We start from the raw sequence: 16,668 nt of genomic DNA on the forward strand, positions 1-16,668 counted from the left end.
AGAGGCGGCGAGGAGGAGCGGCGACCAGAGGGAGCGCGGTGGCTGCCCACGGTGGCTGCCACGGGCTCCGATCTGTCCTAAAGCTCCGCCGGGCTCGATCGGGGCCGGAGCGAGGACCGCCATGGTACCCTGGGAACTCATCGACACCGCCACGGTGCCCGGCGGGGGCGGCGAGATGCGCCTCATGCGCCGCGGCCACGAGTTCATCATCTGGCTCGGCCCCATCGCCCTCATGGGGAGCCGGGCCGGCCAGTCCGAAGAGGTGCTGGCACGGCTCGGCTGCGCCGGTGCCGCGGGCGCGGCGGCGCCCCGCGTGCTCATCGGTGGCCTCGGCATGGGGTTCACGCTGCGCGAAACCCTCAAGCTGCTCGGGCCCGGCGCGGCCGTGACGGTGGCGGAACTCGTGCCGGCCGTGGTCGCCTGGGCGCGCGGGCCGCTCGCCGCCGTCCATGCCGGCAGCCTCGACGACCCCCGCGTCGCCATCCACGAGGGCGACGTCGGGGCGCTGATCCGCCGGGCGGCGGCGGGTGGCGCCGCCCCCCGCTACGACGCGGTGCTGCTCGACGTCGACAATGGCCCCGACGGGCTGACGCGCCAGGGCAACGACGCGCTCTACACGGCCCGCGGCCTCGACGCGGCCTTCGCGGCGCTGCGGCCGGGCGGGACGCTCGCCGTCTGGGCCTCGGAACCCGACGAGCGCTTCACGGCGCGGCTGAAGCGCGCCGGCTTCGCCGTGGACGTCGCCACGCCCCGCGCCCACGGCAAGCGCGGCATCCGGCATGTGGTGTGGGTGGCGCGGCGCGGGAGTTAGAGGTCGAACGCGATGGGCCGGACCGTGCCGTAGGCCGAGTTGGGGAGGGAACTGGCTCGACGTGCTGCAGCAGTTGTCCGGCGCGCTTCCCCCGATTGATCGGATGGGCGAGATGGCCACAACCTCGGTGCCTACATCGGTGACTGGAGGTCGCCGAATTGCTACTGCGGCTATGGATGGGCGACTTTGGAAGGCAGCCATGGGCGACGCAATCGACAATGAGTTCGCGCTGCCGTTTCCGATCGAATTTCTCATCCAGAAGACGCCCGTTCGTTCCAGTCCAAGAACGCGCAAGCGAAAGAGCAATGGAAGCTGGTGGTGCGGCAGGCGGCAAAGGATTGCATCGATGCGCAACGCGAATTCACCTGGCTCGATGACCGTCCACTCGCCGCAAAGATACTCTACTTCGCCCCTGCTCCCATGGATGGAGACGTCGACAATATCGTCAAGCTCATTCTTGATGGCATGTTGCAAATCGTGTATCGGAACGACAGAGTCGTGGAGCGCGTCCTTGTTCAAAAAATAGAACCGGGCATGATCGTCGAGTTCGCGTCGATCACGGACAAACTGGAAGAGGCGGTCGAAACCGAGCATCCGGTCGTCTACATCAGGATCGACGATGATCTGAGTTGGAGGGAAATCACGTGACGTATCGATTCTCCTCTGCAGAGGAGTCCTCCACCCAGATCGCCGATCTCATGGATCGACTGCAGAAGGACGCTGAAAAGCGAGGCTGGACCTTTTACATCCGGCCGCCATCGGAGGTGATACCTGAGTTCCTCGAAGGCTACCGTCCCGATGCACTTGGCATCGGCCCAGGTGGCGGAGTCGTCATCGAGATCAAAGCGCGTGGGCACGACCTGCAGAGAGAGAGCTTGGCCAAACTGGCGAAGTTGGTCGAGTCCCAGCAGGGCTGGAGCTTCCGATTCTTCTACGTATCGCCATCCCCGGAACCCAAGTCGGACTCATCGACTGCAACGGCGGTCGAACTCGCGTCCGGCCTAGCGGAGGCTCGGGTGTTGCTGGAGACCGGCCACGAGCGAGCAGCACTGGTGATCGCATGGTCGCTCTTGGAAGCGCTGGCTCGGCGGGTCGCTCCTCAGCAGGAGAAGGACCTCCTGCGCCCTTTGTCGCCGGCTCAAGCCGTTCAGAGACTGGCCGAGATGGGGTACCTGGAAGAGAACGATGCTCGGAGGCTCCGGGAGCTGACGAACCTGAGACATGCCGTGGTTCATGGCGGTCTCAGCACGGCCGTACCGCCCGACGACGTCGCTCGGCTCATCCATGATCTGGAGGACATCACGGCCCACCTCGACGAGGCCGCGTGACTCCCGCATCGCCCCGATAGAGCAGGCCGGCCCTGCGGGTGGGACGCGCGCCCGGCGCGGCACCTTACGGCGCCGCGAGCACGAGATGCGTGATGCTGTAGCCCGGGATGGTGACCGACCCCCCGAGGGCGGCATGCGCCACCGCCACGGGTTGCGCCGACGCGGTGTTCTTCTGGCCCGGGTCGCCGTTCGTCGGCGCCAGCGTGTCGACCGACAGCGGCGTCGACACGACCTGCCCGTCCACGGCGAGCGTGAGGAGCTTGGGGCTGTCGCCCTTGTTGGTGACGAGGACGTGAAGGCTCCCGTCCCGGCCGTGGTAGGCCTGCGCGAAGACGGCCGGCAGGGTGGCGGTGCGGGTCGGCACCGTGCCGGTCGCGCCCGTGACGGTCGTGCCGTAGGTCATGTCGCTCGCGTTGACGGCGGCATCGGCGAGGCCGAGCGCCAACACCTGCACGGTGTAGAACAACCCCTGGATGCGGCCGGTGGTGTCCAGCGTCTGCCCGGACTGTCCGGCCGCGGTCAGCTCGGACTTCCAGTCGCCGGTCCCGTCGATCGCGGCGCGGGGCAACCCGATGCCGTCGCTGGATGAGAACAGTTCGTGCAGCATCACGTCGGCGACTTCGCCGTAGCGGGACATGCGGGCCACGTATTCGGCCGTGAACACGCCGCCGTAGACGCTGCCCTGGATGGTGCGGTCGTTCAGCGTGGTGTCGAATTCGGTCACCAGCAGCCGCTTGCCGGCGCTCCAATTGGCGGCCCGGTAGGCGGCGATGAACGGGTCGGTGCCGATGGCGAGGGCGTCGTTGGCGTAGGCCCGCTTCTGGCCGAAGTCGTCGCCGTCGGACTCGGGCGGATAGAAGTGGTAGGCCACGGCATCCCACCACGCGCCATGCGCCTGCGTGTAGGCGGCGAGGTCGGCCATCCACGTCCGGTTCCGGCTGGACCCGTCGGCCGCGTAGCCGCCACCGATCGCCACGACGGCGCGGGCGGGGTCGAGGCCGGCCGCGGCGAAGCCGCGCTTGAGGGCGTCGCGGTAGGGCTTCATCTTGGTGAGGTAGTCGCCCCCGTCCGCGTAGGGGCCGCTCACGGGCGGCGATCCCGCCGGCAGGACGATCGGTCCCGCCGAGCCCGGGATCTGGAGGAAGTAGGGCTCGTTGACGAGTTCGAAGGCCACCACGGGCAGGCGGCGATGCGCCACGGCGAAGGCCAGCCGCTCCGCGGACGCCACCGTGTCGGTGGTGGCGTTGACCACCACGACGAACGGCGCTCCGAGCGCGGTGGCGAAACCCGCGAAGCCGCTGGACCGGTCCCCGAGCGGATTGCCGCCCTTGCCGGCGAGGATCGGCTGCAGGTCGGATACGGCCCGGGCGATCTGCTTGTTGAACGGAGCCGTGGGGTCCTGCGCGTAGACGTCCCGCAGGATGTCGATCGGGGTCGGCACGCCCGGACGCCCCCGCGACGTGGCGGAGCCCTCGGGCGACGGGATGAGCCCGGTCTGCCAATCGAAGACGTCGTTCACGGTGCCGCCCGGCCAGCGCAGGATGCCGGGCTGCAGGGGCTTGACGAAGGCGCGCACGGCGGCGTCGCCGAACTCCACAGGCGTGTCGGGCGAGGAAATGTTGGCGCCGCTGAAATGCGGCGCCAGGGGGACGAAGCTGGTCCGGTCGACCGCGACCGTCACCGATTGCGCCCGCGCCGCCGAGGCCCCGGCGACGAGGAGCAGCGTCAGCGTCGACGACCGCAGGAGCCGCAGGGTCCGGGGCCGCAGTTCGCCGCCGGCAGCGTCGCCGCTCCGGTGAATGACCGTCCGCATCATGGTTTCACCGAAGCGCCGTCCCCATCGATGGCTTCGGGATGTCGCAAATTCCGCCGTCGCCTGCAAACCGTCGCGCCACCCGGGGCGAGCGCCGGGCGGGACGCCGCCTCACTCCATCACGGCCGAATGGTCGACGGCGACCGGGCCGGCGGCCTTCTTCAGCAGGAAGACCAATGGCATGGCGGCCACCGCCATGATCATCAGGAGCCGGAAGTCGTCCATGTAGGCGATCATCGTCGCCTGGGTGGTGACGACGCCGTCGAGCGCGGCGCGGCCATGGGCCGTGTAGGGGCTGAGCATGCGGGCGATGGCCGGCAGGTGGACCATGGGGTTGAAGGCCGTCACGTAGCCGGCGATGTCGGCGTGGTTGGCCTGGACGTTCTCGGCCAGCAGCGCCGTCACGACCGAGATGCCGACCGAGGAGCCGATGTTGCGCGACAGGTTGTAGAGGCCCGTGCCGTCCTGGCGCTGCGCCGACGACAGGGTCGAGAAGGTCACGACCGACAGCGGCACGAAGAGGAAGCCCAGGCCCGCCCCCTGCACGAAGCCGGTCTCGACGATGCGCATCTCGGACACGTCGCGCGTCCAGCCCGTCATGTCGTTCATGGCCCAGGCGGTGAGGACGAGGCCCGCCAGCAGCAGCCAGCGCACCTCGATCCGGCCGATCAGCTTGCCGACCAGGAACATGCTGGCCATCGTGCCGATGCCGCGCGGGCCCATGACGAGGCCCGCCGTGACGATGGGGTAGTCCATCAGCGTCTGCAGGTAGGGCGTCATCAGCGCCATCGAGGCGAGATAGGTGATGCCGACGACGAAGATGAAGACGATGCCGACGGTGAAGTTGCGGTCGAGGAACAGCCGCGGGTCGACGAAGGGCTTCTTCGCCGTGAAGGTGTGGACCAGGAAGACGTAGAAGGCGCAGGCGCAGACCAGCGCCTCGATCTGGATCTCGCCGGACGAGAACCAGTCGAGCTGCTCGCCCCGGTCGAGGAAGATCTGCAGCGACGCGATGGTGAGGCTCAGCGCGCCGAACCCCGTCCAGTCGAGCCGGGCCAGGGCGTCGCGCTTCGTCTCGGTCACGAAGGCCGAGATGCCGGCGAAGGCGACGGCGCCGATGCCGAGGTTGATGTAGAACACCCAGCGCCAGGAGATGTTGTCGGTGAGCCAGCCGCCGATCACCGGGCCCAGCACCGGCCCCACCATGATGGACACGCCGAACACCGCCATGGCGGAGCCGCGCTCCTCGGGCGTGTAGATGTCGAGCAGGATGGACTGGGCCAGCGGCACCAGGGCGGCGCCGAACATACCCTGCAGCAGGCGGAATCCCACGATCTCGACCAGCGACTGCGCGATGCCGCACAGGATCGACGCCACCACGAACCCCGCCACCGAGATGAGCAGCACGCGCTTGCGGCCGAACCGGTTGGCGAAATAGCCCGCCGCCGGCGTCATGATGGCGGCGGCCGTGATGTAGGAGGTGAGGACCCAGTTGATCTGGTCGGAGGAGGCCGAGACGCTGCCCTGGATGTAGGGCAGCGCGACGTTGGCGATGGTGGTGTCGAGCGCCTGCATCACCACGGCGAGGATGACGCAGGCCGTGATGGCGCCGCGGTTGGCGACGGCCGGCCCGGCCTGGGCTTGGGGCGAGGGCGCGGCGGCGGCCGGGGAAGCGATGGGCTCGACGAGCTCGTCCGGCGCCGGCGCGCCGCGCGCGACGCCGGCGATGGCGGCACTAGACATGGAAGCGCTCCCGCAGCGCCGCCACCTCGGCCCGCGCCCAGTCCACCGCATGCTGGATCGAGGTCGGCACGCCGCGGGCGTGGCCGGTCTCGACATCCACCACCGCGCTCATGCCGACGCGCAGCGGCGGCTTGTCGGGGTCGAGCGCGACGCGCACCCGCATGGGGATGCGCTGCACCACCTTCACCCAATTGCCCGTGGTGTTCTGGGCCGGCAGCAGCGAGAAGGACGAGCCCGAGGCCGGGCTGATGCTCTCCACCGTGCCGTGCCAGGCGACGTCCGGGTAGGTGTCGACCGTCACGGTCGCGGCCTGGCCGGGCTTGACGTAGGTGAGCTCGGTCTCCTTGGGGCTCGCCTCGATCCAGATCTCGCGGTCGGAGATCAGGCTGAAGCCGGCCTGCGAGGCCTTGAGGTAGGCGCCGACCTGCAGGGCGTCGACGTTGGTGACGACGCCCGGGAACGGCGCCCGCACCACGGTGTCGGCGAGGTCGCGGCGGGCCTCGTCGACGGCGGATTCGGCCTGGAGGTAGAAGGGGTTCCGCTCCGCCGGCTGGTCCGCGTCGTTGCCGAGCTGGGCCAGCATGGACTGGGCCTGCGACTGCGCCACGGCGACGCGCTGCTGGGTCGCCGTCACGTCGTGCTCGGCCTGGTCGAAGGCCGCCTTGGACGCGTAGTTGTTGGACAGGAGGTCCTGCTGGCGCTTGAAGGTCGCCTGGTAGAACGGCACGTCGGCCTGGGCCTGGGCGATCTGCGACAAGGACTGCTTGTAGCTCGCCTGCAGCGTCAGCACCTGGTTGCGCACCGTGCCGAGCTGCGCCTCCGCGCCCTCGAGCGCGATGCGGAAGCTGTCGGGCTTGAGGCGGAACAGGACCTGCCCCTTCTCGACGTGCTGGTTGTCGTGAACCTCGATCGCCGCCACCGTGCCCGATACGTCGGTCGACACGCCGAGCGAACGGGCCTGGACGTAGGCATTGTCGGTCGACATCACCTGCCCGCCCGTCACGTAGTCGTAGCCGCCCACCACCAGCGCCACCGGCAGCAGGGCGAAGAGCAGCGGGCGCAGGACGCGCCGCTTGGCGCGGGGCGGCGGCTCGACGGGTGCGGCAGGGGCGACGGGCGAGGCAGGGGCGCTCGCCGGGATGGCCGACGGGCTCGCCGGGGCCGGCCCGGGCGGGAGGCGCGGCGCAACGCGTTCGCGCGCCGCCGGCGCGGCCTCGTCGTGGTCGTCGCGGCGCTCGAACGCCTCGGCGTCGGAGAACTCGCGCGCGGATGTGCCGTCAACCATGCTGGGCCTCGTCGTCGACCGCCGGCTTGGCGCAGGCGTCGACCAGGTTGGTCTTGAGAAGCGAAAGGGTGCGGATCAGGGCATCACGCTCGGGCGCATCGATTCCCGCCAGCGCCTCGGCCCGCGTCTGCTCGCCGATGTCCTGCAGCAGGGCGAGGCTCGGATGCGCGTCGGGCGTGAGGAACAGCTGCCAGCAGCGGCGATCGCCGTCCTTCTGGCGGCGTTCGACGAGGCCGCGGGCCTGGAGCTTGTCGAGGATGCGCACCAGCGAGATGGGTTCGACTTCGAGGATCTCGGCGAGCCCCGCCTGGTTGATGCCCTCGTTGCGGCTGAGATGCAGCAGCACCTGCCACTGCGCCCGCGTGAAGCCGAGGGCGGCCGCGCGCTGCTCGAACCGCCGACGCATCAGCCGCGCCACGTCGTGCAGGAGGAAGCCGACCGGGGAGGAAGGGAAGTTCATGCGTGGGCGGCTCGGGGTAGGCGTTTCGAAGGACGTTTCTCGACATCGAGATCGTGACACATACGATCATAGACATGCTTATGATCTGCATGTAGCGGTTCTCGCCGGGTGGGACAAGGCGGAGGCGGCCGGCGGGGGCCTGCCATGACGAGGCGGCATGGAACGGCGGGCCGGACAGCGAAGGAGAATGGGATGATGCGACGCGGATGCGGGACGATGCGGGGGCCGCGGGTTCACGGGCGGGCCTGGAGCGGCGCGACGGTCGCCGGCGTCGCTCTGGTCGCGGTCTCGTGCGCCGTGATGGCGGCCCTGTCCGGGCCGGCCCGGGCCGCCGCGCCCTTCTCCTGCGGGGGCTTCGCCCAACTCGGCGGCGCGCAACTCCTGTGCAGCCACGTCGATCCCGCGGCGCCGACCCAGATCTGCACGTATTCGTGGACGCTGGCCGGCGCCGGCGGCAGCCCCAGCGTGGTCCAGGGCACGTTCACGCTGTCCCCGGGCCAGTCCAACGTGACCGTCTACCAGGGCAGCGGCTTCGGCTACGCGCTGGGCTCGCCCGTGGTGCTCTGCCAGGGCCGCAGGCGGGGTCCCTGACGGCCTCGCTGCACCGCCGGGGATGTGCCAGTCGAGAGACCGTCACGAACCCTGGGGGGCGGCTCTATTGCGGCGCGACGAACCGCATGGCAGGGAAGGCGCGCAGCCGGTGCGTCCGTGCCGGCACGAGTTTCGACGCCCCGTGCAGCCGCCGCCCGGCGGTTCCCCGAGAAGTTGGGCCGTTTTGTCGCCCGGGGCCTCGGCCTGCGCGTGATCGCGGCTCGGCCACGCACGGCGCGCGTCTCCTGCCGATCGTCCGACAATGGCTCCGGTCGAGCCACCCTCCATGGTTCCGAACAGCCCCCAAGCCAGCGCATGTCCACAGACCTCGTCCTCGCGGCCCAGATCGCGCCCCAGCGCAGCACCCAATATGCCAACCTCGCCGGCGAGCTCGCGCCGGCCGAACTCGCCGCCTCGCCGCTCGGGCGCCGCGCCGGCGAGATCGCGGTGCGGCGGCTCGCCGGGCAGGACTACGCCACCTTCGCGCTGCCGGGCGGGGACCTGTCCGAGGACGACACCCGCCTGCTGGCGAGCCTCGGCACGCTCGGCAACCTGTTCGAACTCTACGACGGCCTGGGCGACGTGGCGGGGCCGCTGCTGCGGCCCGTGGCGACCGACTATCCCCACGCCCTGTCGCCCGACATCGCCGCCGTGCGGCGCTACAAGGGCAAGACCAGCGAACTCTTCACGCTGTTCCTGTGCAACATGGCGAAGTTCGCCAGCCGCTTCGCCGAGACGCCCTGGCGCGAGCTGCGGGTCTTCGATCCGCTGTGCGGCGGCGGCACCACGCTGTTCACCGCCCTGGCGCTCGGCGCCCACGCGGCCGGCATCGAGCGCGAGCGCGGCGACGCCGAATCCACCGCGACCTTCCTGACGCAGTTCTGCCGCGAGGCGCGCGTCTCGGTCGGCGTGCGCGAGGAGCGGCTGCGCGCCCTCGACGCGCATCGCTGGCAGTTCCGCATCGGCCGCGAGAAGGAGGACCCGCGCCGCGCGCTGCTCGTGGCGGGCGACAGTGCGCTCTCGCGCGACCTCCTGGCGGGATTCGGCCGGCCGCACCTCGTCGTGACGGACCTGCCCTACGGCATCCAGCACAATGCGCCCCTGGCCGAGCTTCTCGGGCGGTGCCTGCCGGCCTGGGCCGGCCAGATGGAGCCCGGCGGTACGCTGGCCTTCTCGTGGGACAGCACCCGGGCCACCCGCGACGAGATGGCGGCGCTGGTCGAAGACCTGTCGCCGCTGCGCGTCGTCACGGAGGCGCCCTACGACGCGCTGGCACACCGCGTCGACCGGGTCATCAAGCGCCGCGACGTGATCGTGGCGCGCGCGCCCTGAGGGCGTCCGGGCCCGGGCGGGAGCCCGACCCGCTCAGAACGGAAGGTTGAAAACCCGGTAGGGCTGCAGCGCCCCCTGTTCGATGGGGCCGAAGGCCACCACCACGCCGCCGCAGGCCGCATAGGCCATGCCCTCGCTCGGCGCGTCGCGGCCGCGCAGCAGCAGCGGCTGGCCCCGGCGCAGGCGGGCCGCGTCCTGGCGCACGATGTCGACGCTCGGCACCTCGCCGAGGCCAGCCTCGACGCGGCGCAGCGCCGCCAGAAAGGCTGCCGGGTCCTGGTCGTCGCCGGGCGGCGCGACGCCGTCCACCTCGAGGAACGGCCCGACGCGGGTGCGCCGCAGGGCGTTGACGTGGCCGAGGCAGCCCAGCGCATCGCCGAGGTCGCGGGCGATGGCCCGCACATAGGTGCCTTTGCCGCAATGCGCCTCGAGCACGGCCTCGTCGGCCGCGGACTCGATGAGGTTCAGCGCGTGGATGGTGATGGGCCGGGCGGCGAGTTCGAAGATCTCGCCCTCGCGCGCCCGGTCGTAGGCGCGCTCGCCGTTGACCTTGATGGCCGAATAGGCCGGCGGGCGCTGCATGATGGTGCCCTCGAAGGAGGGCAGCAGCGCCTCGATCTCGGCCCGCGTCGGCCGCCGGTCCGAGGTCTCGATCACGGCGCCTTCGGTGTCGTCGCTGTCGGTCTTGACGCCCCAGCGGATGCGGAACCGGTAGGTCTTGGCGCCGTCCTGCACGAAGGGCACGGTCTTGGTCGCCTCGCCGAAGGCGATCGGCAGCAGGCCCGAGGCCAGGGGGTCGAGCGTGCCGGCATGGCCGGCCTTCTTGGCGTTGAACATGTGCTTCAGGCGGCTCACCGCCTGGGTCGACGTCATGCCGACGGGCTTGTCCAGAACCAGCCAGCCGTTCACCTCGGCCTTGACCCTGCGGGGGGGCCGTGCGGGTCGCGCGTCCTGCGCCTCGGTCGTGGTCATGGGTTCAGTCCTGGCTCTCGTCGTCGCCCTGCAGGTCGCGCTGCACCACCGGGGAGGCCAGCAACGCGTCGATCCGGGCGGATTTCTCGAAACTCTCGTCGACCCTGAACTTGAGGTCGGGCGCGAACTTCAGGTTGACCTTGTGGGCCAGTTCGGTGCGCAGGAACTTCTTCTGCTTGTCGAGCGCCTCGATCACGGCCTTCACGTCGCCGCCGCCGAGCGGCATAACGTAGACGTTGGCGAGCTTCAGGTCCGGCGACATGCGGACCTCCGGCACCGTGATGACGTGCTTCTCCAGCACGGGATCCGGCATGGCGCCGCGCGACAGCATCTCGGCCACGACGTGCCGCACGAGTTCGCCGACCCGCAACATGCGCTGGGACGGCTGCGCGCCGGAATGATGAGCTCTGGACATGATCTCTACTGGTCCTGGACCTGTCGGGTCGACCGCCCGGCGGTGCCCTCGTGGAATGCGCCGGCCGGCGCGCGGGACCGTCCCGCCGCGCTCGCCATCGACCGGCTCGGCCGCGACGCGCGGCCCTCAAACGAAAGACGGGAAGGCAGGCCCTTCGGCCCGCCTTCCCGTCGAGATCGCCCCGTTTCCGGGGAGCGCCGTCAGAGCGAGCGCTTCTCTTCGTGGACGCGATAGCACTCGATCACGTCGCCGGCGCGCATGTCCTGGTAGGTCTCGAAGGCCATGCCGCATTCCTGGCCGGCCACCACGTCCTTGACCTCGTCCTTGAAGCGCTTGAGCGTCGACAGCTTGCCCTCGTGCACCACGACGTTGTCGCGGATGAGCCGCACGTTGGCGCCGCGCTGGACGTTGCCGTCCGTGACCCGGCAGCCCGCCACCTTGCCGACCTTGGTGATGTGGAACACCTCCAGGATCAGGGCATTGCCGAGCATCTCCTCGCGCAGCGTGGGCGAGAGCAGGCCCGACATGGCGGCCTTAACGTCATCCACGAGGTCGTAGATGATGTTGTAGTAGCGGATCTCCTGCTTCGACTGCTCGGCCAGCGTGCGCGCTTCCTTGTGGGCGCGGACGTTGAAGCCGATGATCGCGGCGTTGGAGGCTTCGGCCAGAGTGATGTCGGATTCGGTGATGCCGCCGACGCCCGCGTGGATGATGCGGGCCGCGACCTCGTCGGTGCCGAGCTTCTCCAACGTGGCGATGATGGCTTCGACCGAGCCCTGCACGTCGCCCTTGATGAGCAGCGGGAACTCCTTCTTCCCCACCGTGCGGAGCTGGGTCATCATGTCGACCAGCGAACCGCGCACCGAGGCGCCGCGGGCCGCCAGCTTTTCGCGCTTCTGGCGCTCGCGGTATTCGGTGATCTCGCGGGCACGGGCCTCGCTGTCGACCACGGCGACGCGGTCGCCGGCGTCGGGCGCACCCGAGAAGCCCAGCACCTCGACCGGGAAGGACGGCGCCGCTTCGGTGACGGTCTCGCCCTTGTCGTCGATCAGCGCGCGCACGCGGCCCCACTGGGACCCCGCCACCACGATGTTGCCGACCTTCAGCGAGCCGCGCTGCACCAGCACGGTGGCGACGGGGCCTCGGCCGCGGTCGAGCCGCGCCTCGATCACCGTGCCCTCGGCGGCCCGGTTGGGATCCGCCTTGAGGTCCAGCACTTCGCTCTGCAGCGCGATGGCCTCGAGCAGCCGCTCGAGGTTCTGGCGCTTCAAGGCCGAAACCTCGACCTCGAGCGTGTCGCCGCCCATGCTTTCCACCTGCACGTCGTAGTGCAGCAGTTCGGAGCGGACGCGCTCGGGCTTGGCGCCGGGCTTGTCGATCTTGTTGATCGCCACGATCAGCGGCACGCCGGCCGCCTTGGCGTGGTTGATGGCCTCGATGGTCTGCGGCATGACGCCGTCGTCCGCCGCCACCACCAGCACCACCACGTCCGTCACCTTGGCGCCGCGGGCGCGCATCGCCGTGAAGGCGGCGTGGCCGGGCGTGTCGATGAACGTCACGGCGCCACCGTTCGGCGCCGTCACCTGGTAGGCGCCGATGTGCTGGGTGATGCCGCCCGCCTCGCCCGACACGACCGTGGTCTGCCGGATGGCGTCGAGCAGCGACGTCTTGCCGTGGTCGACGTGGCCCATGATGGTCACGACCGGGGGCCGCGGCAGCAGGTCGTCGTCCGAACCCGGCTCGTCGAAGAGACCCTCTTCGACGTCCGACTCGGCGACGCGGCGCACCGTATGGCCGAGGTCCTCGGCGATGAGCTGCGCCATGTCGGCGTCGATCACGTCGGTGATCTTGGCCATGTGGCCCTGCTTCATCAGCAGCTTGATCACGTCCACGGCCCGCTCCGACATGCGGCTGGCGAGTTCCTGGATGGTGATGGTCTCGGGCAGGATCACCTCGCGGGTGAGCTTCTCCTTCGTCTCCTGCGAGCCGAAGCCCTTCATGCGCTGCGTGCGGCGGCGGAAGGCCGCGACGGAGCGCGTGCGGTCTTCCTGCTCGGTCGTGGCGGTCGACACCGTCAGGCGACCGCGGTCCTTCTGGGGACCGGAGCGCGACGGGCGCGGCACGGCGAGCCGGGCCGGCGCATTCATGGGCGGACGGCGCGTGATGGGCGTCAGCACGCCCTCGGTCGGCCGGGCTGCGCTGGCGGTGGGCGGGCCACCGGCCGGGGACAGGCGGCGCGCGGCCTCCTCCTCGGCGCGACGCTTCACGTCGAGCTCGGCGGCGCGGCGCGCATCCTCCTGGCGCTGCCGCTCCTCAGCGGCGACGCGCTCGGCGGCGGCGGCGGCTTCGCGCTCGGCCCGGCGCTTGGCATCCTCCTCGGCGCGACGACGGTCGTCCTCCTCGCGGGACTTGGCACCGACCAGGGCGCGGGCGCGGGCCTCGCGCTCCTCCTCGGTCAGCGTGCGAAGCACGACGCCGGTCTGCGGACGGTTGCCGCCGGGACGGGCCGGCGGGGCACCGCGGCCAGGAGCCGCGGGCGCACCACGGGCGCCGGCCGCCGGGGCGGCCGAGCCGGAACGGCCGGCGGGCGCAGGACCACGGGCGCCGGGCTGGCCGGGACGCAGCGGCTGGCCGGGACGCGCCGGGACGCCGCGGGGCGCCACACCGGTGGACGAGGGGGCAGCAGGACGCGGCGCCGCGGGAGCGGCGGGGCGTGCGGGCTGCGGGGCAGCCGCAACCGGCGCGGCAGGGGCCGGTGTGGCGGCCGATGCCGCCGGTGCCTGCATGGCGGCCGGTGCCTGTGTTGCCGCAGGTGCCTGAATGGCCGCAGGTGCCTGCGTGGCGACCGACGCCGGCTGAGCCGGCGCGGCGGAAGCCGTCACGGGCGGGCTCGGCGGCGCCACCTCGGCCTTGGCAGGCTCGCTCTTGGCGGGCTCGCTCCTGGCCGGCTCGGCCTTGACGCCGTCGGGCGTCGTCGCGGCGGCAGGCGTGGCGACAGGAGGCGTCGCGACAGGCGCGGCGGCCTTGGCAGCCTCGACCCTGGCGGCTTCGACCCTGACGGCTTCGGCTCTCGCAGCCTCGACCCTGGCGGTCTCGACCCGGAGGGCTTCCAGCTTGGCAGCGTCGACCTTCGGCGCGTCCGCCCTCGGAGCCTCGGCCCTGGGGGCCGGGGCCGCGGCGGCCGGCGAGGTCGGGGCGGCGGGCGCCGCAGCCCGTGCGGGGGCGGCCGGCGACGGCGCCGCGGCAGCCGGCTTGGCGGGCGCCACGACGCGGCTCTTCACTTTCTCGACGACCACCTGCTTCGTACGGCCGTGGGAGAAGCTCTGTCGCACGGTGCCCTGCTCGACCGGTCGCTTCAACGACAGGGTGGTCTTCGGGCTCACGCTCAGAGTCTTCTCGCCAACGTTGTTCGGTTCACTCATCAGTCATTCGTCCTGAGGGCCGTGTCCGTGCCCCAATCCTGCGAGCGCCGAAGCCGATCTTCGGCAAGTGTCTCGCTCAATCTCTGGTAGGTTCTACATCGATAGATCGTCCTGGCCCCGCGGCTTGCGCCGGCGGTTCCCCGCGGTAACGTTTCAATCGCCGCGCTCGCGACACAAAACCCTCGCCGACCGTTCCCCCGGCCACCGCAGCGTGTATCACATTTGTGCGCCCCAGTGCCAAATCCAATTGGTCGGAGCGAAAATCTCGAATGCGCGGTAAGGCATCGGCCTCGTCGCCGAGAAGGCGACGGACCGCGGCCTCCATCTTGCGGACCCCGTCGGGGCTGCCGTCGCTCGCCTGGACGAGCGCGGCCGGCACCTTCGGCCCGATGGACCCTTCGACCTTGGTGGCACCCGCCACCACCAGGCCGGCCTTGTTGGCGAGGCTGAGCGCCTGCAATGCATCTTTTTCCATGAGGCCGTCAATCAGCTCGGCCAGCGTGGGCGGCACCTCCACCTCGGATTTGAACGCGCGCTTGAAGCTTTTCCGCTTCATCGCCTCGAGGACGACGGCCTTCTCGGCCGTCACCCAGGCCCCGCGCCCCGGCAGCTTGCACCGGAGGTCGGGGACCACCGCGCGGTCGGGACCGACCACGAAGCGGATGAACGTGTCCGGCGCGCCCTTGCGCCGGGTGACGATGCAGGTGCGCTCCGGCCCCGTGTCGGGAAAGGCCGCGGGGTCGGACGGATCCTGCCCCGAAACCTCCTGCTCCGAAATCCCCTGCTCCGAAGCCCCCTGCCCCGCCGGGTCTTCCCCTGCGGCATCGTCGGTCGCGGCCGTCATGCCCGGGCCCCCGCGCGAAGCGTCAGGCCATCTCCTCGTCGGCCGGAGCCTCCTCGGCCTCGGCTTCCACCTCGGCCTCGATCCAGCCCGCCTTGATGCGGGCCTGCATGATCATGGCCTCGGCGTCCTCGCGCGACATCTCGAACCCGTCGAGGTAGCCCGGCACGCGGGTCGCCTCGCCGTCCTTGCGCTCCGTGTAGCCCACGAGGTCGTCGGGCACGCAGCCGGCGAAGTCCTCGACGGATTTCACGTCGTTCTCGCCGAGCTTCACCAGCATGGCCGTGGTGAGGCCGTCGATCTCCTTCAGGTCGTCGGCGACGCCGAGTTCCAGGCGCCTGTCGTCGTGAGCCTTCTCGATCGCGTCGAGGTAGCCTCGGGCCCGGGACTGGATCTCGGCCGCCGTGTCCTCGTCGAACCCCTCGATGTTCGAGAGTTCGGCCGGCTCCACGTAGGCCAGTTCCTCCAGCGAGCGGAACCCTTCCGAGGCGAGCAGCTGGGCCACCACCTCGTCGACGTCGAGCGCCTCCATGAAGAGGTTGGTGCGTTCGACGAATTCCTTCTGGCGCCGCTCGGATTCCTCGGCTTCGGTCAGGATGTCGATGTCCCAGCCGGTGAGCTGGGATGCCAGCCGCACGTTCTGGCCACGACGACCGATCGCTAGGGATAACTGGTCATCCGGCACCACGACTTCAATGCGCGACGAGTCTTCGTCGAGCACCACCTTGACGACCTCGGCCGGCTGCAGCGCGTTGACGATGAAGGTCGCGGCGTCGGGCGACCAGGGGATGATGTCGACCTTCTCGCCCTGCAGCTCGTTCACCACGGCCTGAACGCGCGAGCCGCGCATGCCGACGCAGGCGCCCACGGGGTCGATGGAGCTGTCGCGCGACGTGACGCCGATCTTGGCGCGGGAGCCGGGGTCGCGGGCGACGGCCTTCACCTCGATGATGCCGTCGTAGATTTCCGGCACCTCCTGGGCGAAGAGCTTGGCCATGAACTGGGGATGGGTGCGCGACAGGAAGATCTGCGGCCCGCGCTGCTCGCGCCGCACGTCGTAGACGTAGGCCCGGATGCGGTCCGCCGGGCGGAAGGTTTCGCGCGGGATCAGCTCGTCACGGCGCACGATGGCCTCGCCGCGGCCGGCGAGGTCGACGACGACGTTGCCGTATTCGACGCGCTTGACCACGCCGTTGATGATCTCGCCGATGCGGTCCTTGAACTCGTCGTACTGCTTGTCGCGCTCGGCCTCGCGCAGCTTCTGCACGATGACCTGCTTGGCCGACTGTCCGGCGATGCGGCCGAACTCGAAGGGCGGCAGGGTTTCGGAGATCCAGTCGCCGACCTGGGCGGCCGGGTTGCGGCGGCGCGCCTCCGGCAACGTGATGTGGATGGCGTCGTTCTCGATCTCGTCGACGACCAGGAGCAGCCGCGAGAAGCGCGTCTCGCCGGTGCGCGGGTTGATCTCGGCCCGCACCTCGGTCTCCTGCCCGTAGCGGGACCGCGCGGCCTTCTGCAGCGCGTCCTCCATGGACTGGATCACGATGGAGCGGTCGATGTTCTTCTCGCGCGCCACCGCCTCGGCGATCTGCAAGAGTTCGAGCCTGTTGGCGCTGACGGCCATGGGGTTGTCTCCTCGAAAGGTCTGAAGGGGC

14 protein-coding genes are annotated in these 16,668 nt (G+C 70.5%); 5 read left to right on the forward strand and 9 right to left on the reverse strand.

Annotation, left to right across the window (positions count from 1 at the left end):
* The first annotated feature begins 121 nt into the window (after positions 1-121).
* The 3 genes from D3272_RS21665 (at position 122) to D3272_RS21675 (ending at position 2,139) form a co-directional block, all read left to right on the forward strand.
* Positions 122-811 carry a spermine/spermidine synthase domain-containing protein gene (locus D3272_RS21665; protein WP_129221297.1) on the forward strand — a complete coding sequence of 230 codons (690 nt, stop codon included), beginning with the start codon at positions 122-124 and terminating at the stop codon, positions 809-811.
* Positions 812-1,057: 246 nt separating this feature from the next.
* A complete protein-coding gene (locus D3272_RS21670; protein WP_129221298.1) occupies positions 1,058-1,459 on the forward strand; it encodes a RusA family crossover junction endodeoxyribonuclease in 402 nt (133 codons plus the stop codon).
* Positions 1,456-2,139, forward strand: coding sequence for a hypothetical protein (locus tag D3272_RS21675; RefSeq protein ID WP_129221299.1), 684 nt, complete (start codon positions 1,456-1,458; stop codon positions 2,137-2,139). Before D3272_RS21670 ends, D3272_RS21675 begins: the two co-directional genes overlap by 4 nt.
* Positions 2,140-2,203: 64 nt before the next feature.
* Here D3272_RS21675 and D3272_RS21680 read toward each other — a convergent pair whose 3' ends face one another.
* The 4 genes from D3272_RS21680 to D3272_RS21695 form a co-directional block, all read right to left on the reverse strand.
* Positions 2,204-3,955: a hypothetical protein gene (locus D3272_RS21680; RefSeq protein ID WP_129221300.1), complete on the reverse strand. Its 1,752-nt coding sequence runs from the start codon at positions 3,953-3,955 to the stop codon at positions 2,204-2,206.
* 108 nt (positions 3,956-4,063) lie between these two features.
* Positions 4,064-5,695, reverse strand: a complete 1,632-nt coding sequence (locus D3272_RS21685; RefSeq protein WP_129221301.1) for a DHA2 family efflux MFS transporter permease subunit — start codon at positions 5,693-5,695, stop codon at positions 4,064-4,066.
* On the reverse strand, positions 5,688-6,980 hold the full coding sequence (locus D3272_RS21690) for an HlyD family secretion protein (RefSeq protein WP_129221302.1): 1,293 nt from the start codon (positions 6,978-6,980) through the stop codon (positions 5,688-5,690). Before D3272_RS21690 ends, D3272_RS21685 begins: the two co-directional genes overlap by 8 nt.
* Positions 6,973-7,440 (reverse strand): MarR family winged helix-turn-helix transcriptional regulator, encoded by a 468-nt coding sequence (locus D3272_RS21695; protein ID WP_129221303.1) that lies wholly within the window; start codon positions 7,438-7,440, stop codon positions 6,973-6,975. The genes D3272_RS21690 and D3272_RS21695 overlap by 8 nt, the downstream gene beginning before the upstream one ends.
* Positions 7,441-7,632: 192 nt before the next feature.
* Here D3272_RS21695 and D3272_RS21700 point away from each other — a divergent pair, with 192 nt between their 5' ends.
* Both D3272_RS21700 and D3272_RS21705 read left to right on the forward strand, forming a co-directional pair.
* Positions 7,633-8,031 (forward strand): hypothetical protein, encoded by a 399-nt coding sequence (locus D3272_RS21700; protein WP_129221304.1) that lies wholly within the window; start codon positions 7,633-7,635, stop codon positions 8,029-8,031.
* A gap of 315 nt (positions 8,032-8,346) precedes the next feature.
* Positions 8,347-9,363, forward strand: a complete 1,017-nt coding sequence (locus D3272_RS21705) for a TRM11 family methyltransferase (protein ID WP_129221305.1) — start codon at positions 8,347-8,349, stop codon at positions 9,361-9,363.
* Positions 9,364-9,396: 33 nt separating this feature from the next.
* On the opposite strand, the gene truB is transcribed toward D3272_RS21705, so the two are convergent.
* The 5 genes from truB to nusA form a co-directional block, all read right to left on the reverse strand.
* Positions 9,397-10,335 carry a tRNA pseudouridine(55) synthase TruB gene (truB, locus tag D3272_RS21710; RefSeq protein WP_129221306.1) on the reverse strand — a complete coding sequence of 313 codons (939 nt, stop codon included), beginning with the start codon at positions 10,333-10,335 and terminating at the stop codon, positions 9,397-9,399.
* A gap of 4 nt (positions 10,336-10,339) precedes the next feature.
* Positions 10,340-10,750, reverse strand: coding sequence for a 30S ribosome-binding factor RbfA (gene rbfA / locus D3272_RS21715; RefSeq protein WP_129221307.1), 411 nt, complete (start codon positions 10,748-10,750; stop codon positions 10,340-10,342).
* A 200-nt stretch (positions 10,751-10,950) separates the two neighbouring features.
* On the reverse strand, positions 10,951-14,172 hold the full coding sequence (infB, locus tag D3272_RS21720) for a translation initiation factor IF-2 (protein WP_129221308.1): 3,222 nt from the start codon (positions 14,170-14,172) through the stop codon (positions 10,951-10,953).
* A gap of 76 nt (positions 14,173-14,248) precedes the next feature.
* Entirely contained in the window at positions 14,249-15,016 is a 768-nt protein-coding gene (locus D3272_RS21725) for an RNA-binding protein (protein ID WP_129221309.1), read from the reverse strand.
* Positions 15,017-15,038: 22 nt separating this feature from the next.
* Positions 15,039-16,637, reverse strand: a complete 1,599-nt coding sequence (gene nusA, locus D3272_RS21730; protein WP_129221310.1) for a transcription termination factor NusA — start codon at positions 16,635-16,637, stop codon at positions 15,039-15,041.
* Positions 16,638-16,668 lie beyond the last annotated feature (31 nt).

It is taken from the genome of Lichenibacterium ramalinae (assembly GCF_004137085.1).
In the GTDB taxonomy this organism is placed as follows: domain Bacteria; phylum Pseudomonadota; class Alphaproteobacteria; order Rhizobiales; family Beijerinckiaceae; genus Lichenihabitans; species Lichenihabitans ramalinae.

Bases quoted from the DNA above. Each gene is read 5' to 3' on its own strand.
- D3272_RS21685 (WP_129221301.1), bottom strand. From the start codon at position 5,695: ATGTCTAGTGCCGCCATCGCCGGCGTCGCGCGCGGCGCGCCGGCGCCG.
- truB (WP_129221306.1), bottom strand. From the start codon at position 10,335: ATGACCACGACCGAGGCGCAGGACGCGCGACCCGCACGGCCCCCCCGC.
- infB (WP_129221308.1), bottom strand. From the start codon at position 14,172: ATGAGTGAACCGAACAACGTTGGCGAGAAGACTCTGAGCGTGAGCCCG.
- rbfA (WP_129221307.1), bottom strand. From the start codon at position 10,750: ATGTCCAGAGCTCATCATTCCGGCGCGCAGCCGTCCCAGCGCATGTTG.
- D3272_RS21665 (WP_129221297.1), top strand. From the start codon at position 122: ATGGTACCCTGGGAACTCATCGACACCGCCACGGTGCCCGGCGGGGGC.
- D3272_RS21725 (WP_129221309.1), bottom strand. From the start codon at position 15,016: ATGACGGCCGCGACCGACGATGCCGCAGGGGAAGACCCGGCGGGGCAG.
- D3272_RS21680 (WP_129221300.1), bottom strand. From the start codon at position 3,955: ATGATGCGGACGGTCATTCACCGGAGCGGCGACGCTGCCGGCGGCGAA.
- D3272_RS21700 (WP_129221304.1), top strand. From the start codon at position 7,633: ATGATGCGACGCGGATGCGGGACGATGCGGGGGCCGCGGGTTCACGGG.
- D3272_RS21705 (WP_129221305.1), top strand. From the start codon at position 8,347: ATGTCCACAGACCTCGTCCTCGCGGCCCAGATCGCGCCCCAGCGCAGC.
- nusA (WP_129221310.1), bottom strand. From the start codon at position 16,637: ATGGCCGTCAGCGCCAACAGGCTCGAACTCTTGCAGATCGCCGAGGCG.
- D3272_RS21695 (WP_129221303.1), bottom strand. From the start codon at position 7,440: ATGAACTTCCCTTCCTCCCCGGTCGGCTTCCTCCTGCACGACGTGGCG.
- D3272_RS21690 (WP_129221302.1), bottom strand. From the start codon at position 6,980: ATGGTTGACGGCACATCCGCGCGCGAGTTCTCCGACGCCGAGGCGTTC.